The sequence below is a fragment of the Oceaniglobus roseus genome (genome assembly GCF_002869745.1).
Taxonomy (GTDB): Bacteria; Pseudomonadota; Alphaproteobacteria; order Rhodobacterales; family Rhodobacteraceae; genus Oceaniglobus; species Oceaniglobus roseus.
In genome coordinates this window covers 1-15,923 of sequence record NZ_PNOS01000025.1, presented here as the reverse complement: position 1 = coordinate 15,923, position 15,923 = coordinate 1, and the positions used below count along the sequence as shown (strand labels likewise).

14 protein-coding genes and 1 tRNA gene are annotated in these 15,923 nt (G+C 70.5%); 5 read left to right on the top strand and 10 right to left on the bottom strand.

Features of this window, described 5'->3' with window-relative positions; all coding sequences use genetic code 11:
* Positions 1 to 223 precede the first annotated feature (223 nt).
* The 4 genes from A7B20_RS13035 to A7B20_RS13020 all read right to left on the bottom strand — a co-directional run bounded on the left by A7B20_RS13035 (position 224) and on the right by A7B20_RS13020 (position 3,565).
* Positions 224 to 730 (bottom strand): O-acetyl-ADP-ribose deacetylase, encoded by a 507-nt coding sequence (locus A7B20_RS13035; RefSeq protein ID WP_102109025.1) that lies wholly within the window; start codon positions 728 to 730, stop codon positions 224 to 226.
* Between the two features lie 10 nt (positions 731 to 740).
* Positions 741 to 2,348, bottom strand: a complete 1,608-nt coding sequence (locus tag A7B20_RS13030) for a carboxyl transferase domain-containing protein (RefSeq protein ID WP_102109024.1) — start codon at positions 2,346 to 2,348, stop codon at positions 741 to 743.
* Between the two features lie 70 nt (positions 2,349 to 2,418).
* Positions 2,419 to 3,297 carry a hypothetical protein gene (locus A7B20_RS13025; RefSeq protein WP_102109023.1) on the bottom strand — a complete coding sequence of 293 codons (879 nt, stop codon included), beginning with the start codon at positions 3,295 to 3,297 and terminating at the stop codon, positions 2,419 to 2,421.
* Positions 3,298 to 3,489: 192 nt separating this feature from the next.
* A tRNA-Lys gene (locus tag A7B20_RS13020) sits at positions 3,490 to 3,565 on the bottom strand.
* A gap of 105 nt (positions 3,566 to 3,670) precedes the next feature.
* Between A7B20_RS13020 and dapF the strand changes: the two genes are divergently transcribed.
* The 4 genes from dapF (at position 3,671) to A7B20_RS13000 (ending at position 7,231) form a co-directional block, all read left to right on the top strand.
* Positions 3,671 to 4,510 carry a diaminopimelate epimerase gene (gene dapF, locus A7B20_RS13015; protein WP_172961014.1) on the top strand — a complete coding sequence of 280 codons (840 nt, stop codon included), beginning with the start codon at positions 3,671 to 3,673 and terminating at the stop codon, positions 4,508 to 4,510.
* Entirely contained in the window at positions 4,507 to 5,769 is a 1,263-nt protein-coding gene (gene mtaB, locus A7B20_RS13010; RefSeq protein ID WP_102109021.1) for a tRNA (N(6)-L-threonylcarbamoyladenosine(37)-C(2))-methylthiotransferase MtaB, read from the top strand. Before dapF ends, mtaB begins: the two co-directional genes overlap by 4 nt.
* A gap of 116 nt (positions 5,770 to 5,885) precedes the next feature.
* Complete coding sequence (locus A7B20_RS13005; protein ID WP_102109020.1) at positions 5,886 to 6,512, top strand: FMN-binding negative transcriptional regulator; 627 nt, start codon at positions 5,886 to 5,888, stop codon at positions 6,510 to 6,512.
* Positions 6,513 to 6,622: 110 nt separating this feature from the next.
* Complete coding sequence (locus A7B20_RS13000) at positions 6,623 to 7,231, top strand: glutathione S-transferase (protein ID WP_102109019.1); 609 nt, start codon at positions 6,623 to 6,625, stop codon at positions 7,229 to 7,231.
* 428 nt (positions 7,232 to 7,659) lie between these two features.
* On the opposite strand, the gene A7B20_RS12995 is transcribed toward A7B20_RS13000, so the two are convergent.
* A complete protein-coding gene (locus A7B20_RS12995; RefSeq protein WP_102109018.1) occupies positions 7,660 to 10,656 on the bottom strand; it encodes an error-prone DNA polymerase in 2,997 nt (998 codons plus the stop codon).
* Positions 10,657 to 10,826: 170 nt separating this feature from the next.
* Between A7B20_RS12995 and A7B20_RS12990 the strand changes: the two genes are divergently transcribed.
* On the top strand, positions 10,827 to 11,909 hold the full coding sequence (locus A7B20_RS12990) for a PAS domain-containing protein (RefSeq protein ID WP_102109017.1): 1,083 nt from the start codon (positions 10,827 to 10,829) through the stop codon (positions 11,907 to 11,909).
* A 113-nt stretch (positions 11,910 to 12,022) separates the two neighbouring features.
* Here A7B20_RS12990 and A7B20_RS12985 read toward each other — a convergent pair whose 3' ends face one another.
* The 5 genes from A7B20_RS12985 to A7B20_RS12965 form a co-directional block, all read right to left on the bottom strand.
* The gene (locus tag A7B20_RS12985) at positions 12,023 to 12,391 is read right to left on the bottom strand and encodes a hypothetical protein (RefSeq protein ID WP_102109016.1); all 369 of its coding nucleotides are present in this window, start codon (positions 12,389 to 12,391) and stop codon (positions 12,023 to 12,025) included.
* A 165-nt stretch (positions 12,392 to 12,556) separates the two neighbouring features.
* Positions 12,557 to 13,027 (bottom strand): hypothetical protein, encoded by a 471-nt coding sequence (locus A7B20_RS12980; protein WP_102109015.1) that lies wholly within the window; start codon positions 13,025 to 13,027, stop codon positions 12,557 to 12,559.
* Entirely contained in the window at positions 13,024 to 13,503 is a 480-nt protein-coding gene (locus A7B20_RS12975) for an RNA pyrophosphohydrolase (RefSeq protein WP_102109014.1), read from the bottom strand. Before A7B20_RS12975 ends, A7B20_RS12980 begins: the two co-directional genes overlap by 4 nt.
* An 86-nt stretch (positions 13,504 to 13,589) precedes the next feature.
* Positions 13,590 to 14,927 carry a S41 family peptidase gene (locus A7B20_RS12970; protein WP_102109013.1) on the bottom strand — a complete coding sequence of 446 codons (1,338 nt, stop codon included), beginning with the start codon at positions 14,925 to 14,927 and terminating at the stop codon, positions 13,590 to 13,592.
* Positions 14,928 to 14,934: 7 nt separating this feature from the next.
* Positions 14,935 to 15,923 (bottom strand): murein hydrolase activator EnvC family protein (locus A7B20_RS12965; protein ID WP_102109012.1); only part of this gene is annotated, 989 nt, incomplete at its 5' end.

Genomic DNA, 15,923 nt, shown 5'->3' with positions numbered 1-15,923 from the left:
CGCGTGGAGGGGTGGCGATCAAGGTCAGGGTATGCCCCCGGTGCGCATCGACCCTCGCGGCGGGGCTGGCGGAAAGGGTGGGACGCCTCCGGCGGGAGTATTTGGGCAAAGAAGAAGCAGGGCGGGTGCGCGAGGATCCTGCACGGGGGCTGCCTGCGACCGCCAGGGTGGCCGGGTGCCCAGTTGGGGTGCTGTCCGGCGCGGGCCGGCGTGACGCGCGGGCTCATTGCGCGGCCTCCGCCAGGGCCGTCTCGATCGTCCGGCGCGCGGCGGCGCCGAAGGCGACGAGGCAGGCGGTTTCGGGCAGGGCTGCGTCATGGGCGGTCAGCACGCCGACCGCGATCCGCGCCGCCTCGTCCGCCGGGTAGCCGTAGACGCCGGTCGAGATCGCGGGGAAGGCGATGGTCCTGCACTCCGCCTCCGCCGCAAGGGCGAGCGCGTTGCGGTAACAGGCGGCGAGCAGGTCCGCCTCGCCTTCCGCACCGCCCCGCCAGACCGGGCCGACGGCGTGGATCACGAAACGCGCGGGCAGGTCGAAGCCGGGGGTGAGCTTTGCCTCTCCGGTCTCGCACCCGCCGAGCGCGCGGCAGGCATCGAGCAGACGCGGCCCCGCCGCGCGGTGGATCGCCCCGTCGACCCCGCCGCCGCCGAGCAGGGACCGGTTGGCGGCGTTGACGACGGCATCGACTTCCAGCCGCGTGATGTCGCCTTCGATGACCTCGATCCGCATCGCCCGCCCCTCACATCCTGAACACGCCGAAGCGCGTGTCGGGCACCGGGGCGTTCAGCGCGGCGGCGAGCGACAGGGCCAGCACCTCGCGGCTCCTGCGCGGATCGACGATGCCGTCGTCCCAGAGCCGGGCGGAGGCGTAGAGGGGGTGGGACTGTTCGGCGAACATGTCGAGGGTCGGCTGCCTGAAGGCGGTCTCCTCCTCCTCGGTCCAGACACCGCCCTTCCGCTCGATCCCCTCGCGGCGCACGGTGGCGAGCACGCCCGCCGCCTGTTCGCCGCCCATGACCGAGATGCGGGCGTTCGGCCAGGTCCACAGGAACCGGGGCGAATAGGCGCGGCCGCACATGCCGTAATTGCCCGCGCCGAAGCTGCCGCCGACGATCATGGTGATCTTCGGCACCGCCGTCGTCGCCACCGCCGTCACCATCTTCGCCCCGTCCTTGGCAATGCCCCCCGTCTCGGCCTTCCGGCCGACCATGAAGCCGGTGATGTTCTGCAGGAACACCAGCGGGATCCTGCGCTGCGAACAGAGCTCGACGAAATGCGCGCCCTTCTGGGCGGATTCGCTCAGCAGCACGCCGTTGTTGCCCAGCAGGCCGACGGGCATCCCGTAGATCTGCGCGAAGCCGGTGACGAGGGTGGCGCCGTAGCGCGGCTTGAACTCGTCGAAGCACGAGCCGTCGACGAGGCGGGCGATCACCTCGCGCACGTCGTAGGGGGTCTTCAGGTCGGCGGGTACGACGCCCGTGATCTCGGCCGGGTCGTAGAGCGGCGGCTCGATGGTATCGGGGCCGGGCTTCGGCCCGGCGCCCGCCCCGAGCGAACCCACCGCCCGCCGCGCCAGCGCCAGCGCATGGGCGTCGTTCTCGGCCAGGTAGTCGGCGACGCCCGAGAGCCGGGTGTGCACGTCGCCGCCGCCCAGATCCTCGGCGCTCACCACCTCGCCCGTCGCGGCCTTCACCAGGGGCGGGCCGGCGAGGAAGATCGTCCCCTGCTCCTTCACGATGATCGCCACGTCGGACATGGCCGGCACATAGGCGCCGCCGGCGGTGCAGGAGCCCATGACGACGGCGATCTGCGCGATGCACTGGGCCGACATCCGGGCCTGGTTGTAGAAGATCCGCCCGAAGTGGTCGCGGTCCGGGAAGACCTCGTCCTGGTTCGGCAGGTTGGCGCCGCCCGAATCCACGAGGTAGATGCAGGGCAGGCGGTTCGCCTCGGCGATCTCCTGGGCGCGCAGGTGCTTCTTCACCGACATCGGATAGTAGGTGCCGCCCTTCACCGTGGCGTCGTTGCACACCACCATGACCGCGCGGCCCATCACGCGGCCCACACCGGCGATCATGCCCGCCCCGGGGGCCGCGCCGTCGTACATGCCGTGGGCGGCGAAGAGGCCGATCTCGAGGAAGGGCGCGCCGGGGTCGAGCAGGCGCGCCACCCTCTCGCGCGGCAGGAGCTTGCCGCGGGCGGTGTGGCGTTGCCGCGCGGCCTCGCCCCCGCCGGCCATGGCGGCCCCGGCGGCGTCGCGCACCTTCTCCATCGCTTCCGCGTGGGCGGCGGCGTTGGACCTGAAGGCGTCGGAGTTCGGTGAGATCTGCGAGCGCAGCACCGCCATGGGCCCCTCCCTGCTGCGGTCTTCCGCCGCTGCGTCCGAGCCTGCGGCGAAGCGGCGCGGAAGGCAAGCCTCAGGCGCGGCGGAACACCTTCGCCCAGTAGGCGGAGATCGCGGGATAGTCCCAGATCGTCTTGTAGGACTTGTAGGTGACGAGGTCGCCCTCGCGGAAATTCACCAGGTGCTCGGGCTTCAGGGCGTCCCCGTGATAGGAGATGACGGCCTGCCGCGCCCGCCGCGCCCTGACCTGCGGCAGGCGGTTCCTGAGCTTGGCGAGCCACAGGAAGTGGGACATGTAGCCCTGGGTGAACTTCACCGCCACGTCGTCCGGGAACACGCGCGAGACGTCGCGGGCGGCGTGGGAGATGATGCGCTCGTTCCCCTCGTCATAGAGGCGGCGGGTGACGGGATCGAGCTGCCCCGGATCCGCGCGATATTTCGGGAAGTCGCGGCGGAAACCCTCGGCGATGTGCCACCAGTCCTCGGGATAGAGCGCCATGACGGCGGTGTTGCCGAGGTAGTAGCGGTGGGGCGCCAGCAGCCGCACGAGGCCGCGGAAGCGCCAGTGGGGGATGGCGTGGCGCACCAGCAGGTAGAGGCCGCGCTGCCGTTCGAGGCAGCGGACCAGCGGCGCGATGTCGCCCATGACCGAGCTGTCGAGATCGAGGTAGATCGCGGGAACGCCGGGCTCCAGCTGCCCCTTCTCGAACATCGACATCTTCAAGAGCGAGCCGCCCCGCCCGGTCATCGATTCGACCGGCACGCCGAAATCGGGGAAGGGGCGCGTCTCGACGTCAGGGTGCAGCCCCTCGGGGTGTTCGGTGAAGCAGATCAGCTTCAGCGGCAGCGAGGCGGTGGCCAGCAGCGCCTCGACCATGGCGTTGACGTATTCGGGGCCGTACTTGCGGCCCCATTTCACGAAGACGATCTGCACCGCGGCATCTGTCGGCATGGCGTTTCTTCCCGCTTCCGGCGCTGGCCCCGCGCCAACAGGCCACGACATGCCCGAAACCGGGGGGGCGGAACAAGGGCGGGCTGCGGTTTTCCGCCACGGGCGGGCGGGACGGGGCCCAGATGCACCGTGACGCGCGCGGAGTCCGGATGCCGGGGCTGCGCCCTGTTCACCGGCCGGATCGAGGCGAAGTGGTGAGCCCGACGGGGTTCGAACCCGTGACCTACTGATTAAAAGTCAGTTGCTCTACCAACTGAGCTACAGGCCCACTGGGCGCTCACCTAACGGCCCTGATTTTCGAGGTCAAGCCGAAATCCTGACCTTCTTCGGCTCTCCCTTTCAAATGGCCGCGCGGGGGGATATATCGCCCGCCATGCAAGACGGCAGCCCCCATACCCCGCTCCGGTTCATGAAGTTCCATGGCCTCGGCAACGACTTCGTGGTGATCGACCGCCGCGCGGGCGGGCGTGCCGTGACGCCTGCATTGGCGCGGGCGCTCGGCGACCGGCACCGGGGCGTCGGATTCGACCAGCTGGCGGTGATCGAGGCGGGCCGCGACGCCGACCTTGCGCTCACCTTCTGGAACGCCGACGGCTCGACCGCCGGGGCCTGCGGCAACGCCACCCGCTGCATCGCCGCGCACGAGATGGCCGAGACCGGGGCGCGGGCGCTGACGCTGAGGACCGAACGCGGGCTGCTCGCGGCCGAGGATCGCGGTGACGGGCTGACGGCCGTGAACATGGGTGCGCCGCTGCTGGACTGGCAAAGGATCCCGCTGGCGCGGCAGATGGACACGCTGCACCTGCCGCTCAACGGCGATCCGGTGGCGACGGGCATGGGCAACCCGCACTGCACCTTCTTCGTTGAGGATGCCGAGGCGGTGGACCTTTCCACCCTCGGCCCGGCGACCGAGCGCGATCCGCTGTTTCCGGAACGCACCAACGTGCAGGTCGCCCATGTCGTCGGCCCCGATCACCTGCGGATGCGGGTGTGGGAACGGGGCGTGGGCCTGACGCTCGCCTCCGGCTCCTCCTCCTGCGCGGTGGCGGTGGCGGCGGCGCGGCGGGGGCTGACGGGGCGGCGCGTCCGGATCGACCTCGACGGCGGGCGCATCGACATCGACTGGCGCGACGACGGCGTGTGGATGACGGGGCCCACCGCCCATGTCTTCACGGCCGAGCTGACCCCCGCCTTCCTGGAGGCCATCGCATGAACGCGCCGTTCCTGAAGAAGGCTCCGGTGGTCTCGACCCATGGCTGCCGCCTGAACGCCTACGAATCCGAGGCGATGCGCGATCTCGCCACCCGCGCCGGCGTCGAGAACGCGGTGATCGTCAACACCTGCGCCGTGACGGCCGAGGCGGTCAGGAAGGCGCGCAAGGACATCCGCCGCCTGCGCCGCGAGAACCCCGGCGCGACGCTGATCGTCACCGGCTGCGCCGCCCAGACCGAGCCCCAGACCTTCGCCGCCATGCCCGAGGTCGACCGCGTGATCGGCAACGCCGAAAAGATGCAGCCCGCCACCTGGGAGGATTTCGGGACCGAGCGGGTGCAGGTCGACGACATCATGTCGGTGACGGAAACCGCGGGCCACCTGATCGACGGCTTCGGCACCCGCTCGCGCGCCTATGTCCAGGTGCAGAACGGCTGCGACCACCGCTGCACCTTCTGCATCATCCCCTACGGACGGGGCAATTCCCGCTCGGTCCCCGCCGGGGTCGTGGTGGAGCAGATCGCGCGGCTGGTCGGCAAGGGCTTCGAGGAGGTGGTGCTGACCGGCGTCGACCTGACGAGCTGGGGCGCCGACCTGCCGGGGGCGCCCCGCCTCGGCAACCTCGTGCGGCGGATCCTGAAGCTGGTGCCGGACCTGCCGCGGCTCAGGATCTCGTCGATCGACAGCATCGAGGTGGACCCCGACCTGATGGAGGCCATCGCGACCGAGCCGCGGCTGATGCCGCACCTTCACCTGTCGCTCCAGCACGGCCACGACCTGATCCTTAAGCGGATGAAGCGGCGGCATCTGCGGGGCGACGCGATCCGCTTCTGCGAGGAGGCGCGCCGCCTGCGCCCCGACATGGTGTTCGGCGCCGACATCATCGCGGGCTTCCCGACCGAGACGGAAGAGCATTTCGAAGCGTCCCTCGACCTCGTGGCCGACTGCGGGCTGACCTGGCTTCACGTCTTCCCCTATTCGCCGCGGCAGGGCACCCCGGCGGCGCGGATGCCCGCGGTGGACGGCGCCACGATCAAGGGCCGCGCGGCGCGTCTGCGCGCGGCCGGAGACCGCGCGGCCGAGTCGCACCTGGCGGCGCAGGTCGGACAGGTTCACCGGGTGCTGATGGAAAGCCCGCGCATGGGCCGGACCGAGCAGTTCGCCGAGGTGGACTTCGCCGCCGACCAGCCCGAGGGACGGATCGTGACCGCCCGGATCACCGGCCGGGACGGGGCGCGGCTGGCGGCGGTTGCCCTCTGACGGGCCGCGGCAGGCGCCGCGCCGGGCCCGCGCCGCAAGAACGCTGAACCCCGTCGCCCCGTCTTGGCAGGCAGCGCGCCCGGCGCTAGCACTCGGGGACCAGAAGGAGCGCCGCCATGCACCCCAATCCCGCCTTCCGCCAGACGCCCGAGGACGAGAGCCTCGCCTTCGTGCGCGCCCGCGCCTTCGGCACGCTGGCCGTCAACGCGGCGGAGGGGCCGCTCCTGTCCCACGTCCCGATCCTGCCAAGCGACGACGGCAGTTCGGCCGATCTGCACCTCGTGCGCTCGAACCCGATCCTCGGGCTGCTCGATGCCCCCTGCCCCGCCGTGATCGCCGTGCACGGCCCCGACGGCTATGTCTCGCCCGACTGGTACGGCGTCGAGGACCAGGTGCCGACCTGGAACTACGTCGCCGTCCACCTGCGCGGCACGCTGGAGCGGCTGGCGGAGGGGGAAATGCGCGACATGCTGGACCGCCAGTCGGCGCATTTCGAGGCGATGCTGGTGCCGAAGCGGCCCTGGACCTCGGCCAAGATGAGCCCCGGCGTGATGGAGCGGATGATGCGCGCGATCGTGCCCTGCCGGCTGCGGATCGAGACGGTCGACAGCACCTGGAAGCTGAACCAGAACAAGCCCGAGCAGGTGCGCCGGGCCGCCGCCCGCGCCATGGGCGACCACGGCATCGGCCAGGAGACCTCGGCTCTGGCCGCGCTGATGGCGCGCCCCCCGGCCACGGCCTGACCCCCGGCAGGACAAGGGCGCCCTGCGGCGCGCCCGCGCCGCCGATGACCGCTTCCGCTCCCCGGCGACGCGCCGTAGGGTGCGCGCGAACATCATCCCGGAGACCCGACATGCAGCTCTTCCACTCCCCCGCCTCGCCCTTCGTGCGCAAGGTCATGGTCACGCTCCACGAAACCGGCCAGCTGGACGAGGTCGAGCTGGTGGCGGTGCAGACGACGCCGGTGAAGTCGGCGCCGGAGATCCTGGCCCACACCCCCCCCGGCAAGATCCCCGCCCTGACCCGCCCCGACGGCCCCGCGCTCTACGACAGCCGGGTGATCTGCCGGTACCTCGACGCGCGCAAGGGCGGCAAGCTCTATCCCGAGGTGCGGATCTGGGACACGCTGACGCTGGAGGCGACGGCGGACGCGATCATGGAGGCGGCGGTGCTGATGGTCTACGAGAAGCGCGTGCGCCCGGAGGACAGGCAGTTCGACGACTGGATCGAGGCGCAGTGGGGCAAGGCCTCGCGCGCGCTCTCGGCGCTGGAGACGCGGTGGATGAGCCACCTGTCGGGGCGGCTCGACATGGGGCAGATCGCGGTCGCCTGCGCGCTCGGCTACCTCGACCTGCGCCACGAGGTCCGCGGCTGGCGCAGCGGGAACCCGGGTCTCGCCGCCTGGTACGAACGTTTCGCCGAACGCCCGTCGATGCAGGCAACCCGCCCGCCGGTGGCCTGATACGGTTTCCGGGATGCGGCGCTCCTGTCCCGGAACCTCCGCCCGTGGCAGGCGTCGACGGGGGCTGTCTGCCCCCGCGGCGGCTGCGCCGCCTCCCCCGAGGATATTTGAGAAGCAAAGATGGGGGGCGTTAACCTTAACGCAACCTTTCTCCCTCAGGCTGCACATGCGGCACAGGCCGGGAAGCCTGTGACCGCAAGCGAAGATGGCGGTCCGCCCCCCCTCGGGCGGACCGTTCTTCGTTTCGGGGGCTCGCTGATCCGCGCGAGGGCCCGTTTCTCTTCACGCTACGTGACGGCCCTTGAGGCTGTCCTTCCCATCTTTGCTTCCCAAATATCCCCGCCGGAGGCAGCCGCCCGGCACGGGCGGCATCGGGCGCCACGGAAGATGCCGCGACAGACCGCGGGGCGATGCCCGACGGCCGCGGTTCATCCCGCCATCGCGAGCACCCGCGCGCCGTCCTGCGGGGCCGCCCGCAGGGCGGCCCCCCCGCCCGCCGCAGGCTCGGACGGGCGCAGCCCGTCCTCCCGCGGGCTCAGCCGGGGGCGCAGGAAGGAGATGGGGTGCGCCCGCAGGGTCAGGCGCATCGCCACGTAGTCCTCCACCACCTGTTCGCTCTCGGCCATTGGGGGAAGGTGGGCCGCCGGTTCGACGATGCCCTCGCCGTCGAGATCGCCCGCGAAGAGCGGCAGGGGGGTGGCGCCGCCGATGCCGCGGGCCTCCCAGATCGCCGCGCGGCGGCCGAGCCCGAGCCCGGCGAAGGCGTCGGCCTCGGCCAGCACCTTCAGCTGTTGCGGCGCGATCCCCGCCCGCCGCCAGACGTCCTGCACCGTGTGGTAGCCGTTGCCGCGGGCGGCGGCGATCCAGGTCGCCTCCTCCTCGCCCATGGACTTGATCTGCCGGAAGCCGAGGCGCAGGCACAGCTCTCCGCTCCGGTCCTTCTCCAGCACGTTGTCCCAGAAGCTGCGGTTGACGCAGACCGGCAGCACCGTGACGCCGTGTTCGCGCGCGTCCCGGACGATCTGGGCGGGCGCGTAGAAGCCCATGGGCTGGGCGTTCAGCAGCGCGCAGGCGAAGACCGCCGGATGATGGCATTTCAGCCAGGCCGAGGCGTAGACGAGCAGCGCGAAGCTGGCCGCGTGGCTTTCGGGGAAGCCGTAGCTGCCGAACCCCTCGATCTGCGAGAAGCAGCGTTCGGCGAAGTCGCGGTCATAGCCGTTGGCGGCCATGCCGCGCAGGAAGCGGTCGCGGAACTCGCTGACGCTGCCGTGCTTCTTGAACGTCGCCAGCGCGCGGCGCAGCCGGTCGGCCTCGTCCGGGGTGAAGCCCGCCCCGATGATCGCGATCTGCATCGCCTGTTCCTGGAACAGCGGCACGCCCAGCGTCTTGCCCAGCACCTGGCCGAGGGCGTCGGAGGGGAAGCGCACCTGCTCCTCGCCGTTCCGGCGGCGCAGATAGGGGTGGAGCATGTCGCCCTGGATCGGCCCCGGCCGGATGATCGCGACCTCGATCACGAGGTCGTAGAAGCAGCGCGGCCGCATCCGCGGCAGGAAGTTCATCTGCGCGCGGGACTCCACCTGGAAGACGCCGAGGGAATCCGCCCGGCAGAGCATGTCGTAGACCTCGGGATCCTCGGGCGGCAGGGTCGCCAGCGTGTAATCCAGCCGGTGATGCATCTGGAGCAGGTCGAACCCCTTGCGGATGCAGGTCAGCATCCCGAGCGCCAGAATGTCGACCTTGAGGATGCCCAGGCTGTCGATGTCGTCCTTGTCCCAACAGATCACGGTGCGGTCCTCCATCGCCGCGTTCTCGACCGGCACCAGTTCGTCCAGGCGGCCTTCGGTGATGACGAAGCCGCCGACGTGCTGGGACAGGTGGCGGGGGAAGCCGATGATCTCGTCCACCAGTTCCATCGTCTGCGCCAGGCGGCGGTCGGCGGGGTCGAGTCCGATCTCGCGCAGCCGCTGCGCCTCGATCCCCTTCGTCGAGAAGAAGCCCCAGAGCTGGGAGGACATGGCGCCGAGCGTGTCCTCGGAAAGCCCCATGGCGCGGCCGACCTCGCGGATCGCGCGCTTGCCGCGGTAGTGGATCACCGTGGCGGTGAGGCCTGCACGCTCGCGGCCGTAACGCTCGTAGATGTGCTGGATCACCTCCTCGCGGCGCTCGTGCTCGAAGTCCACGTCGATGTCGGGGGGCTCGTCGCGGGCCTCGGAGACGAAGCGCTCGAACACCATGGTGCCGATCTCGGGGGAAACGGAGGTGACGCCGAGGGCGTAGCAGACGACCGAGTTCGCCGCCGATCCCCGCCCCTGGCAGAGGATGTTGCGCGAGCGGGCGAAGGCGACGATGTCGTGGACGGTCAGGAAATAGGGTTCGTATCTCAGCTTGCCGATCAGGGCGAGTTCGTGGGCGAGCATGGCCGCCACCTTGTCCGGCACGCCGGCGGGATAGCGCCATTTCAGCCCCGCACGGGCGAGGCGGGACAGCCGTTCGCCCGCCGTCTCGCCGTCCGTCAGTTCGGACGGGTATTCATAGCGCAGCTCGTTCAGCGAGAAGGTGCAGCGGTCGAGGATCCTCAGCGTCTCGGCCATCGCTTCGGGGTGGTCGGCGAAGAGGCGGGCCATCTCGCGGGGGCCCCTCAGCCGCTGCTCGGCATTGGCGAGCGCGGCGCGGCCCAGGTCGTCGACCCGCTTGCCGAGGCGGATCGCGGTCAGCACGTCGGTCAGGCGGCGCCGGGCGCCGTGGTGCATCAGCGGCACGCCCGAGGCGACGGTGGGAATCCCGAGCTCGGCCGCGAAGGCGGCGAGGCGGGCGAAGCGGCGGCGGTCCTGGCCGTCGTAGCGGGGGCAGAGGATCAGCGACACGGCGCCGGGGAAGCGGTGCAGGAGGTTGCGCACCCCCGCGCTCCAGCCCTTCCGGGCCTCGCGGGGGGCGTGGACCAGCAGCTCGCAGCCGCCGATGTGCTCGGCAAGGTCGGCCATGCGCAGCACGCAGCCGCCCTTCGGCGCACGCCGCCGCCCCAATGTCAGCAGTCGGCACATGCCGCCCCAACCGGGGCGGTCGCGGGGGATCAGGGTGAAGGACAGCCCGTCCTCCAGCACGATCCGCGCCGCCGGGACCAGACGGGGGACGTTGCGGATGGCAAGACCGGGGGGCGGCGGCAGGTGGGCGGGGCGCGGCGGGCCGACGGGATCGGCATCGGCGGCGAGGCGCAGGTCGACCTGGCGGCGGATCTCCTTCGTGCGGGTATGGGCGCGGACGATGCCCGCGACGGTGTTCTCGTCGGCGATGGCGATGGCGGGCAGGCCGAGGAGCGCCGCCCGCTCGACATATTCCTCGGGGTGGGAGCCGCCGGTGAGGAAGGTGAAGTTCGAGGTGGCGGAGAGCTCCGCGAAGCCCGGTGTCGGCGTCTGATCCTGATCCATGGCGTTTTCTCCGGTGGGACGAGTCGCCAGTATATTCACGTTTTGTTCTCATGGGGAGTCGCTTGTGGGAAGCGGCCCCCGGCCTGCTGCCAAGTGGCCGGAACGGGACGAAAAAAGTTGACCGAAGGTCATACAATCCGTTCAATACGCCGTGAGGGGAGGCGCGCGTCATGGGGGAAGGATCGGACGAACTGATCGCAGTGGCGATCCAGCGCACGCCCGTTGCCATCGTCCTGACCGATGCCCGCGACGACGATCACCGGATCACCTTCGTGAACGACGCCTTCCAGGCCATGACGCTTTACAGCCGCGACTATGCGGTGGGGCGCAACTGCCGCTTCCTGCAGGGCCGGGGCACCGAACCCGAAGCGGTCCTAAAGATCCGCGAGGGGCTCAGGAGCCAGGCCGAGTTCCAGGTCACGCTGACCAACTACAAGGCGGACGGCACGCCGTTCACGAATCAGGTGCTGATCTCGCCCGTGTTCGACCGGCAGGGCGACCTTACCGCCTTCTTCTCGGTCCAGCGCGAGATGAACGGCGAAGCCGCCGCGGCGCATCGGAACGAGGATGCGCTGAACCTGCTGCGCGAGCTGCAGCACAGGGTGAAGAACCACCTCGCGATGGTCGTCGGCATGATCCGCATCCAGGCCCGCGCCACGGTGACCGAGGAATCCTTCCGCGCGGTCGGGCGCCGGGTCGAGGCGCTGGCGCTGCTCTACGAAGAGATGTTCGCGGCCACGCAATCGGGCGGCGACAACCGGAAGATCCGCACCGGCGCCTATCTCAGCCGCATCGCCTCGGTCGTGTCGCGCCTCGGCGACCGGAGCGCGATCCGGCTGAACGTGGACTGCGAGGAGATCGAGCTGCCCATCGACCAGGCTGCCCGGCTGGGCCTTCTGCTGTCGGAGCTGCTGACCAACGCCTTCGAACATGCCTTTGCGGGGCGCGACAGCGGCCTGATCGAGGTGCGATTTCACCGGCTCGACACGGGCGGCGTGCGTCTTTCCGTGGCGGACGACGGCGTGGGCCTGCCCGAGGGCATCGACTGGCCCGGCGAGGCACCGACCGTCGAAACCCAGACCGAACATGCGGAGACGGTGTCGGGAGAGCTCGACACCACCGGCCACTGCGGCCACTCCGGGGTCGGCGGATCGATCGTCACGGGGCTGACCGAGATGCTGGGCGCCGATCTGCAGGTGACCCGCGCGGCGCAAGGCACGATCATCGCGGTGGAGTTCGAGAAGGCGGAGTAGGCACGGCGGCGACGGGCCGACGCCGCGGACGCCGCAGGTGGCGGGCGTCGTCCGCGCAAGGTCGTCGCAGGGCGGGGCCGCCCGGAGCGGTCCGCCCACCCCGCATCAGCCGGTCAGTGGTACAGCCACTTGATCTGCGAGAAGCTCTTCACCTGGTTGAAGCCGCTCGAATCGTGGGGATTGCCGATGCCGTGGACATCCACATGCCCGGTCAGGCCGCGGCGCTTCTCATTCGCGTCCTGCTCCAGGGCCGAATAGATCAAGCGGTTGGCGCCCTTGTCCACGCCCTTCATGGCAGGCAGGTCACGCACCCAGAACCCGGCGGTATACAGGCGGGGATTGCCCAGATTCTGGTGCACCGAGGGATTGTTCATCATGCGGATGTCCGCGAGGATCGCGTCCATGTCGGCTTTCTCGCTTCCCTTCAGGGAATGCAGGAAGGTGGAGAAGGCGCGGTTCAGTCTGGCCTGCACGAATGACATGTTGAAAAATCCTGAACGAACGGCGGGGCGGCCCCCAGGGGCACGCGACCCGGGACATCGGCACGGACCGGGCCGCGGGACCCGTTCCCGGAACCGCCGTGCTCTGCCCGGACCCTACCACGCTGCCCCCGGGCCTGTCGCCGGTCTTGCGCGGCGTCCAGCCGGTCAGCCGCCGCAGGCGCCGGGCTTGGCGATGCAGGCCTGCAGGCTTTCGGCGGTGGCCACGTCGGCGGGGGCGAACAGCCGGGTCGGACAGGGACCCACCGCCAGGTGATAGCCGTCGACGCGCCGTTCCAGGAAGGCCAGCTGCTCGGTCTCCGGGGCAAGGCTGCCGCACCAGGGCCCGAGGCAGGAGGCGTCCAGCGTCACCCACATCGACAGCGGCGTGGTGAAGCCCTCGGCGGTCAGGCCATGGCCGGTGAACCGCGCGGGGATCGCCTTCGGCTCGGGCTGGGTGTCGCCGCCGCCTTCGGGAAACGCCCCCTCGAAGGCGAAGCTGCCCTGCACGACGATATGCACCTCGGGCGCCGCCGCCGCCTCGGCGAAGGCGCGCAAGGGGTCGGGCGCGACGCAGGACAGCGCCAGCGCCTGCTGCGCGGTGGCCACGAGGCAGAGCGCGGCGACCGTGGCCTTCATATCCGGCCCCCCAGTTCCGCCAGCACCGCCTGGTAGACGGCACGCTTGAACGGCACGATGCTGTCCAGAAGCCGGTCCTTGTCCATCCACTGCCATTCCGAGAACTCGGGCGGCGGGCCCGAGATGTCGATCTCGCCGTCCTCGCCGCGGAAGCGCATCAGGTACCAGCGCTGCTTCTGGCCGCGAAAGCGTCCCTTCCAGTGCCCCGGCACAAGGTGGTGCGGCAGGTCGTAGGCGATCCAGCCGTCGGTCTCGGCCTCGATCTCGACCTTCTCGGGCGCGACCCCCGTCTCTTCCCGGAGCTCGCGCAGCGCCGCGTCGCGCGGATCCTCGCCGGGGTCGATTCCGCCCTGGGGCATCTGCCAGGCGCCGGGCGTGTCGATCCGCGCGCCGACGAAGACACGCCCCGCGCCGTTCACCAGCATCACGCCGACACAGGGGCGATAGGGCAGCTTCTCGATCTCTTCGGGGGTCATTCGCTTTCTCCGATGGTCCGGCAGGCAGGCCCGGAACAGCGAACGCCCCGGACAGGCCGGGGCGTTCCTCACGTCTCAGGCGCGGCTCACTCCTTCGGGCCGAGCGCCGACAGACCCTTCAGGATGTCGATCGCATAGGCCAGCTGGTAGTCCTCGTCGCGCAGCTTGGCGGCCTCCTCGGCCTTCTTCTGCTCTTCGAGGATGATCTTCTGCTCGTCCTCGGACACCGCGTCGTTGGTGATCGCGCCGCGCAGGTCGGCTTCCGAGCGCAGCGGACGTGCCGGAAGATCCTCCTCGCTCTCGGCCTCGGGCCGCTTCGCCGGCTGGGCCACCACGATGTCGGGCGAAACGCCGAGGTTCTGGATCGACCGACCCGACGGCGTGTAGTAGCGCGCCGTGGTCAGCCGCATGGCACCTGAGCTGCGCAGCGGCATCACCGTCTGGACCGAGCCCTTGCCGAAGGACTTGGTGCCGATGACGATGGCGCGGCGATGATCCTGCAGCGCGCCCGCGACGATCTCGGACGCCGAGGCCGAGCCGCCGTTGATCAGCACGACGATCGGCTTGCCGTTCGCGAGGTCGCCCGCGGTGGCGTTGTAGCGCTCGCTGTCCGCGGGATCGCGGCCGCGGGTCGACACGATCTCGCCCGACTCGAGGAAGTCGTCGGCGACGCGGATCGCCTGGGTCAGAAGGCCGCCCGGGTTGTTGCGCAGGTCGATGACGAAGCCGTTGACGTGATCCATGCCGCCGGCCTCCTCGACCTGCTTCTTGATCCCCTCCTCGAGGTTGGGCGAGGTCTGGTCGTTGAAGGTGCTGACCCGCAGCACCACCGACTCGCCCTCGCGGCGCGAGCGCACGGCGGTCAGCTTGATCGTGTCGCGGATGATGGAGATGTCCATCGGCTCGTCCTTGCCCTCGCGGACCACGGTGATGACGATCTCGCTGCCCACCGGGCCGCGCATCATCTCGACCGCCTCGTCCAGCGTCAGGCCCAGCACCGACTCGCCGTTGACATGGGTGATGAAGTCGCCGGCCTCGACCCCGGCCTCGTCGGCCGGCGTGCCGTCCATCGGCGAGACGACCTTCACGAAGCCCTCTTCCTGCGTCACCTCGATCCCGAGCCCGCCGAATTCGCCCCGCGTCTGCACCCGCATCGCCGCCGCGTCCGCCGGCGACAGGTAGGAGGAGTGCGGATCGAGCGAGGTCAGCATCCCGTCGATCGCCGACTCGATCAGCTTCTCGGGATCCACCTCCTCGACGTACTGGGCGCGGATCCGCTCGAAAATGTCGCCGAACAGGTCGAGCTGCTCGTAGACGCTGGAGTTTTTCTCGGCTTCCTGGGCCACCAGGGGCCCCGCGATCTGCGATGTCAGAAGCACCCCGGCGAGGGTTCCGCCCAGGGCGGCGACTGCGAATTTTCTCATCTCTCGATCATTCCTCATCCATTCTGAACCACCCTGCGGGGTCCACGGGACCTTGCCCTTCTCTCAGTTCCAAATAAAGCGTCTCCTCGCGGGCTTGGCCATCCCCGCCCGCGGCCTGCGTCAGAAAGCCCTCGAGCCCCGGCGCCCCTCCGCCCATGAGCCCCACGGGACTGCCCTCGGGGATCACCTGGCCGACCTCACCATAGACCGTCCCGAGCCCGGCGAGCACCAGCAGATACCCGGCAGAGGGCTCAAGGATCATCACATTTGCGTAGTCCAGAAGCGGCCCGAGATAGCGGATCGTCGCGGGCCAGGGCGTGGTGACGAGCGCGCCGGGCGGCACCGCCAGCACCAGGCCCGGCCGTTTCACGCCGTCCGGCCCGGCCTCGTCGAACCCCGCCAGGACCCGGCCCTGCACCGGCAGGTCCAGGTCGCCCTTCGCATCGGCGAAATCCGGCAGGCTGCGGCCCACGGTGTCGCCCGGCAGCGCCGACAGCCCGGCCGCGAAACCTTCCAGCGTCCGCGCCCCCTCGGCCAGCCGCTTCATCTGCGCGGCATCCTCGGTCAGCCGCATCGGAAGGTCGGTGCGGTCGGACATGGCGAGGCTCAGCTTCGTGCGCGCCTCCTGGATCCCCGCCAGCCCCTCGGCCAGCGTGGTCGCGGCGCTGGCCTCGAGCGCGCGCAGCGTCGCGATCTCCTCCAGCGCCACCTTCAGCCCCTGCACCTCCGCCAGCAGCGCGGGCGTCACGTCGGACAGGATCATGCCCGCCCGCGCGGTGCCGAGCGCGCCGTCGGGATGCAGCAGCAACAGCGCCTCGGGCGAGCCCTGCATGGTCTCGAGCGCGGCAAGGATGCCGCCGAGCCGCCCGCGCTCCCGGTCGAAGCGGGCGCGGATCTCGGCCTCGCGCGCATTGGCCTGGCGCAGTCCCTCGCGCAGGGCCGAAAGCCCGCTTTCATAGGCGCGGACGGTGCGGGTCAGCGCGGCGATGCGGTCGC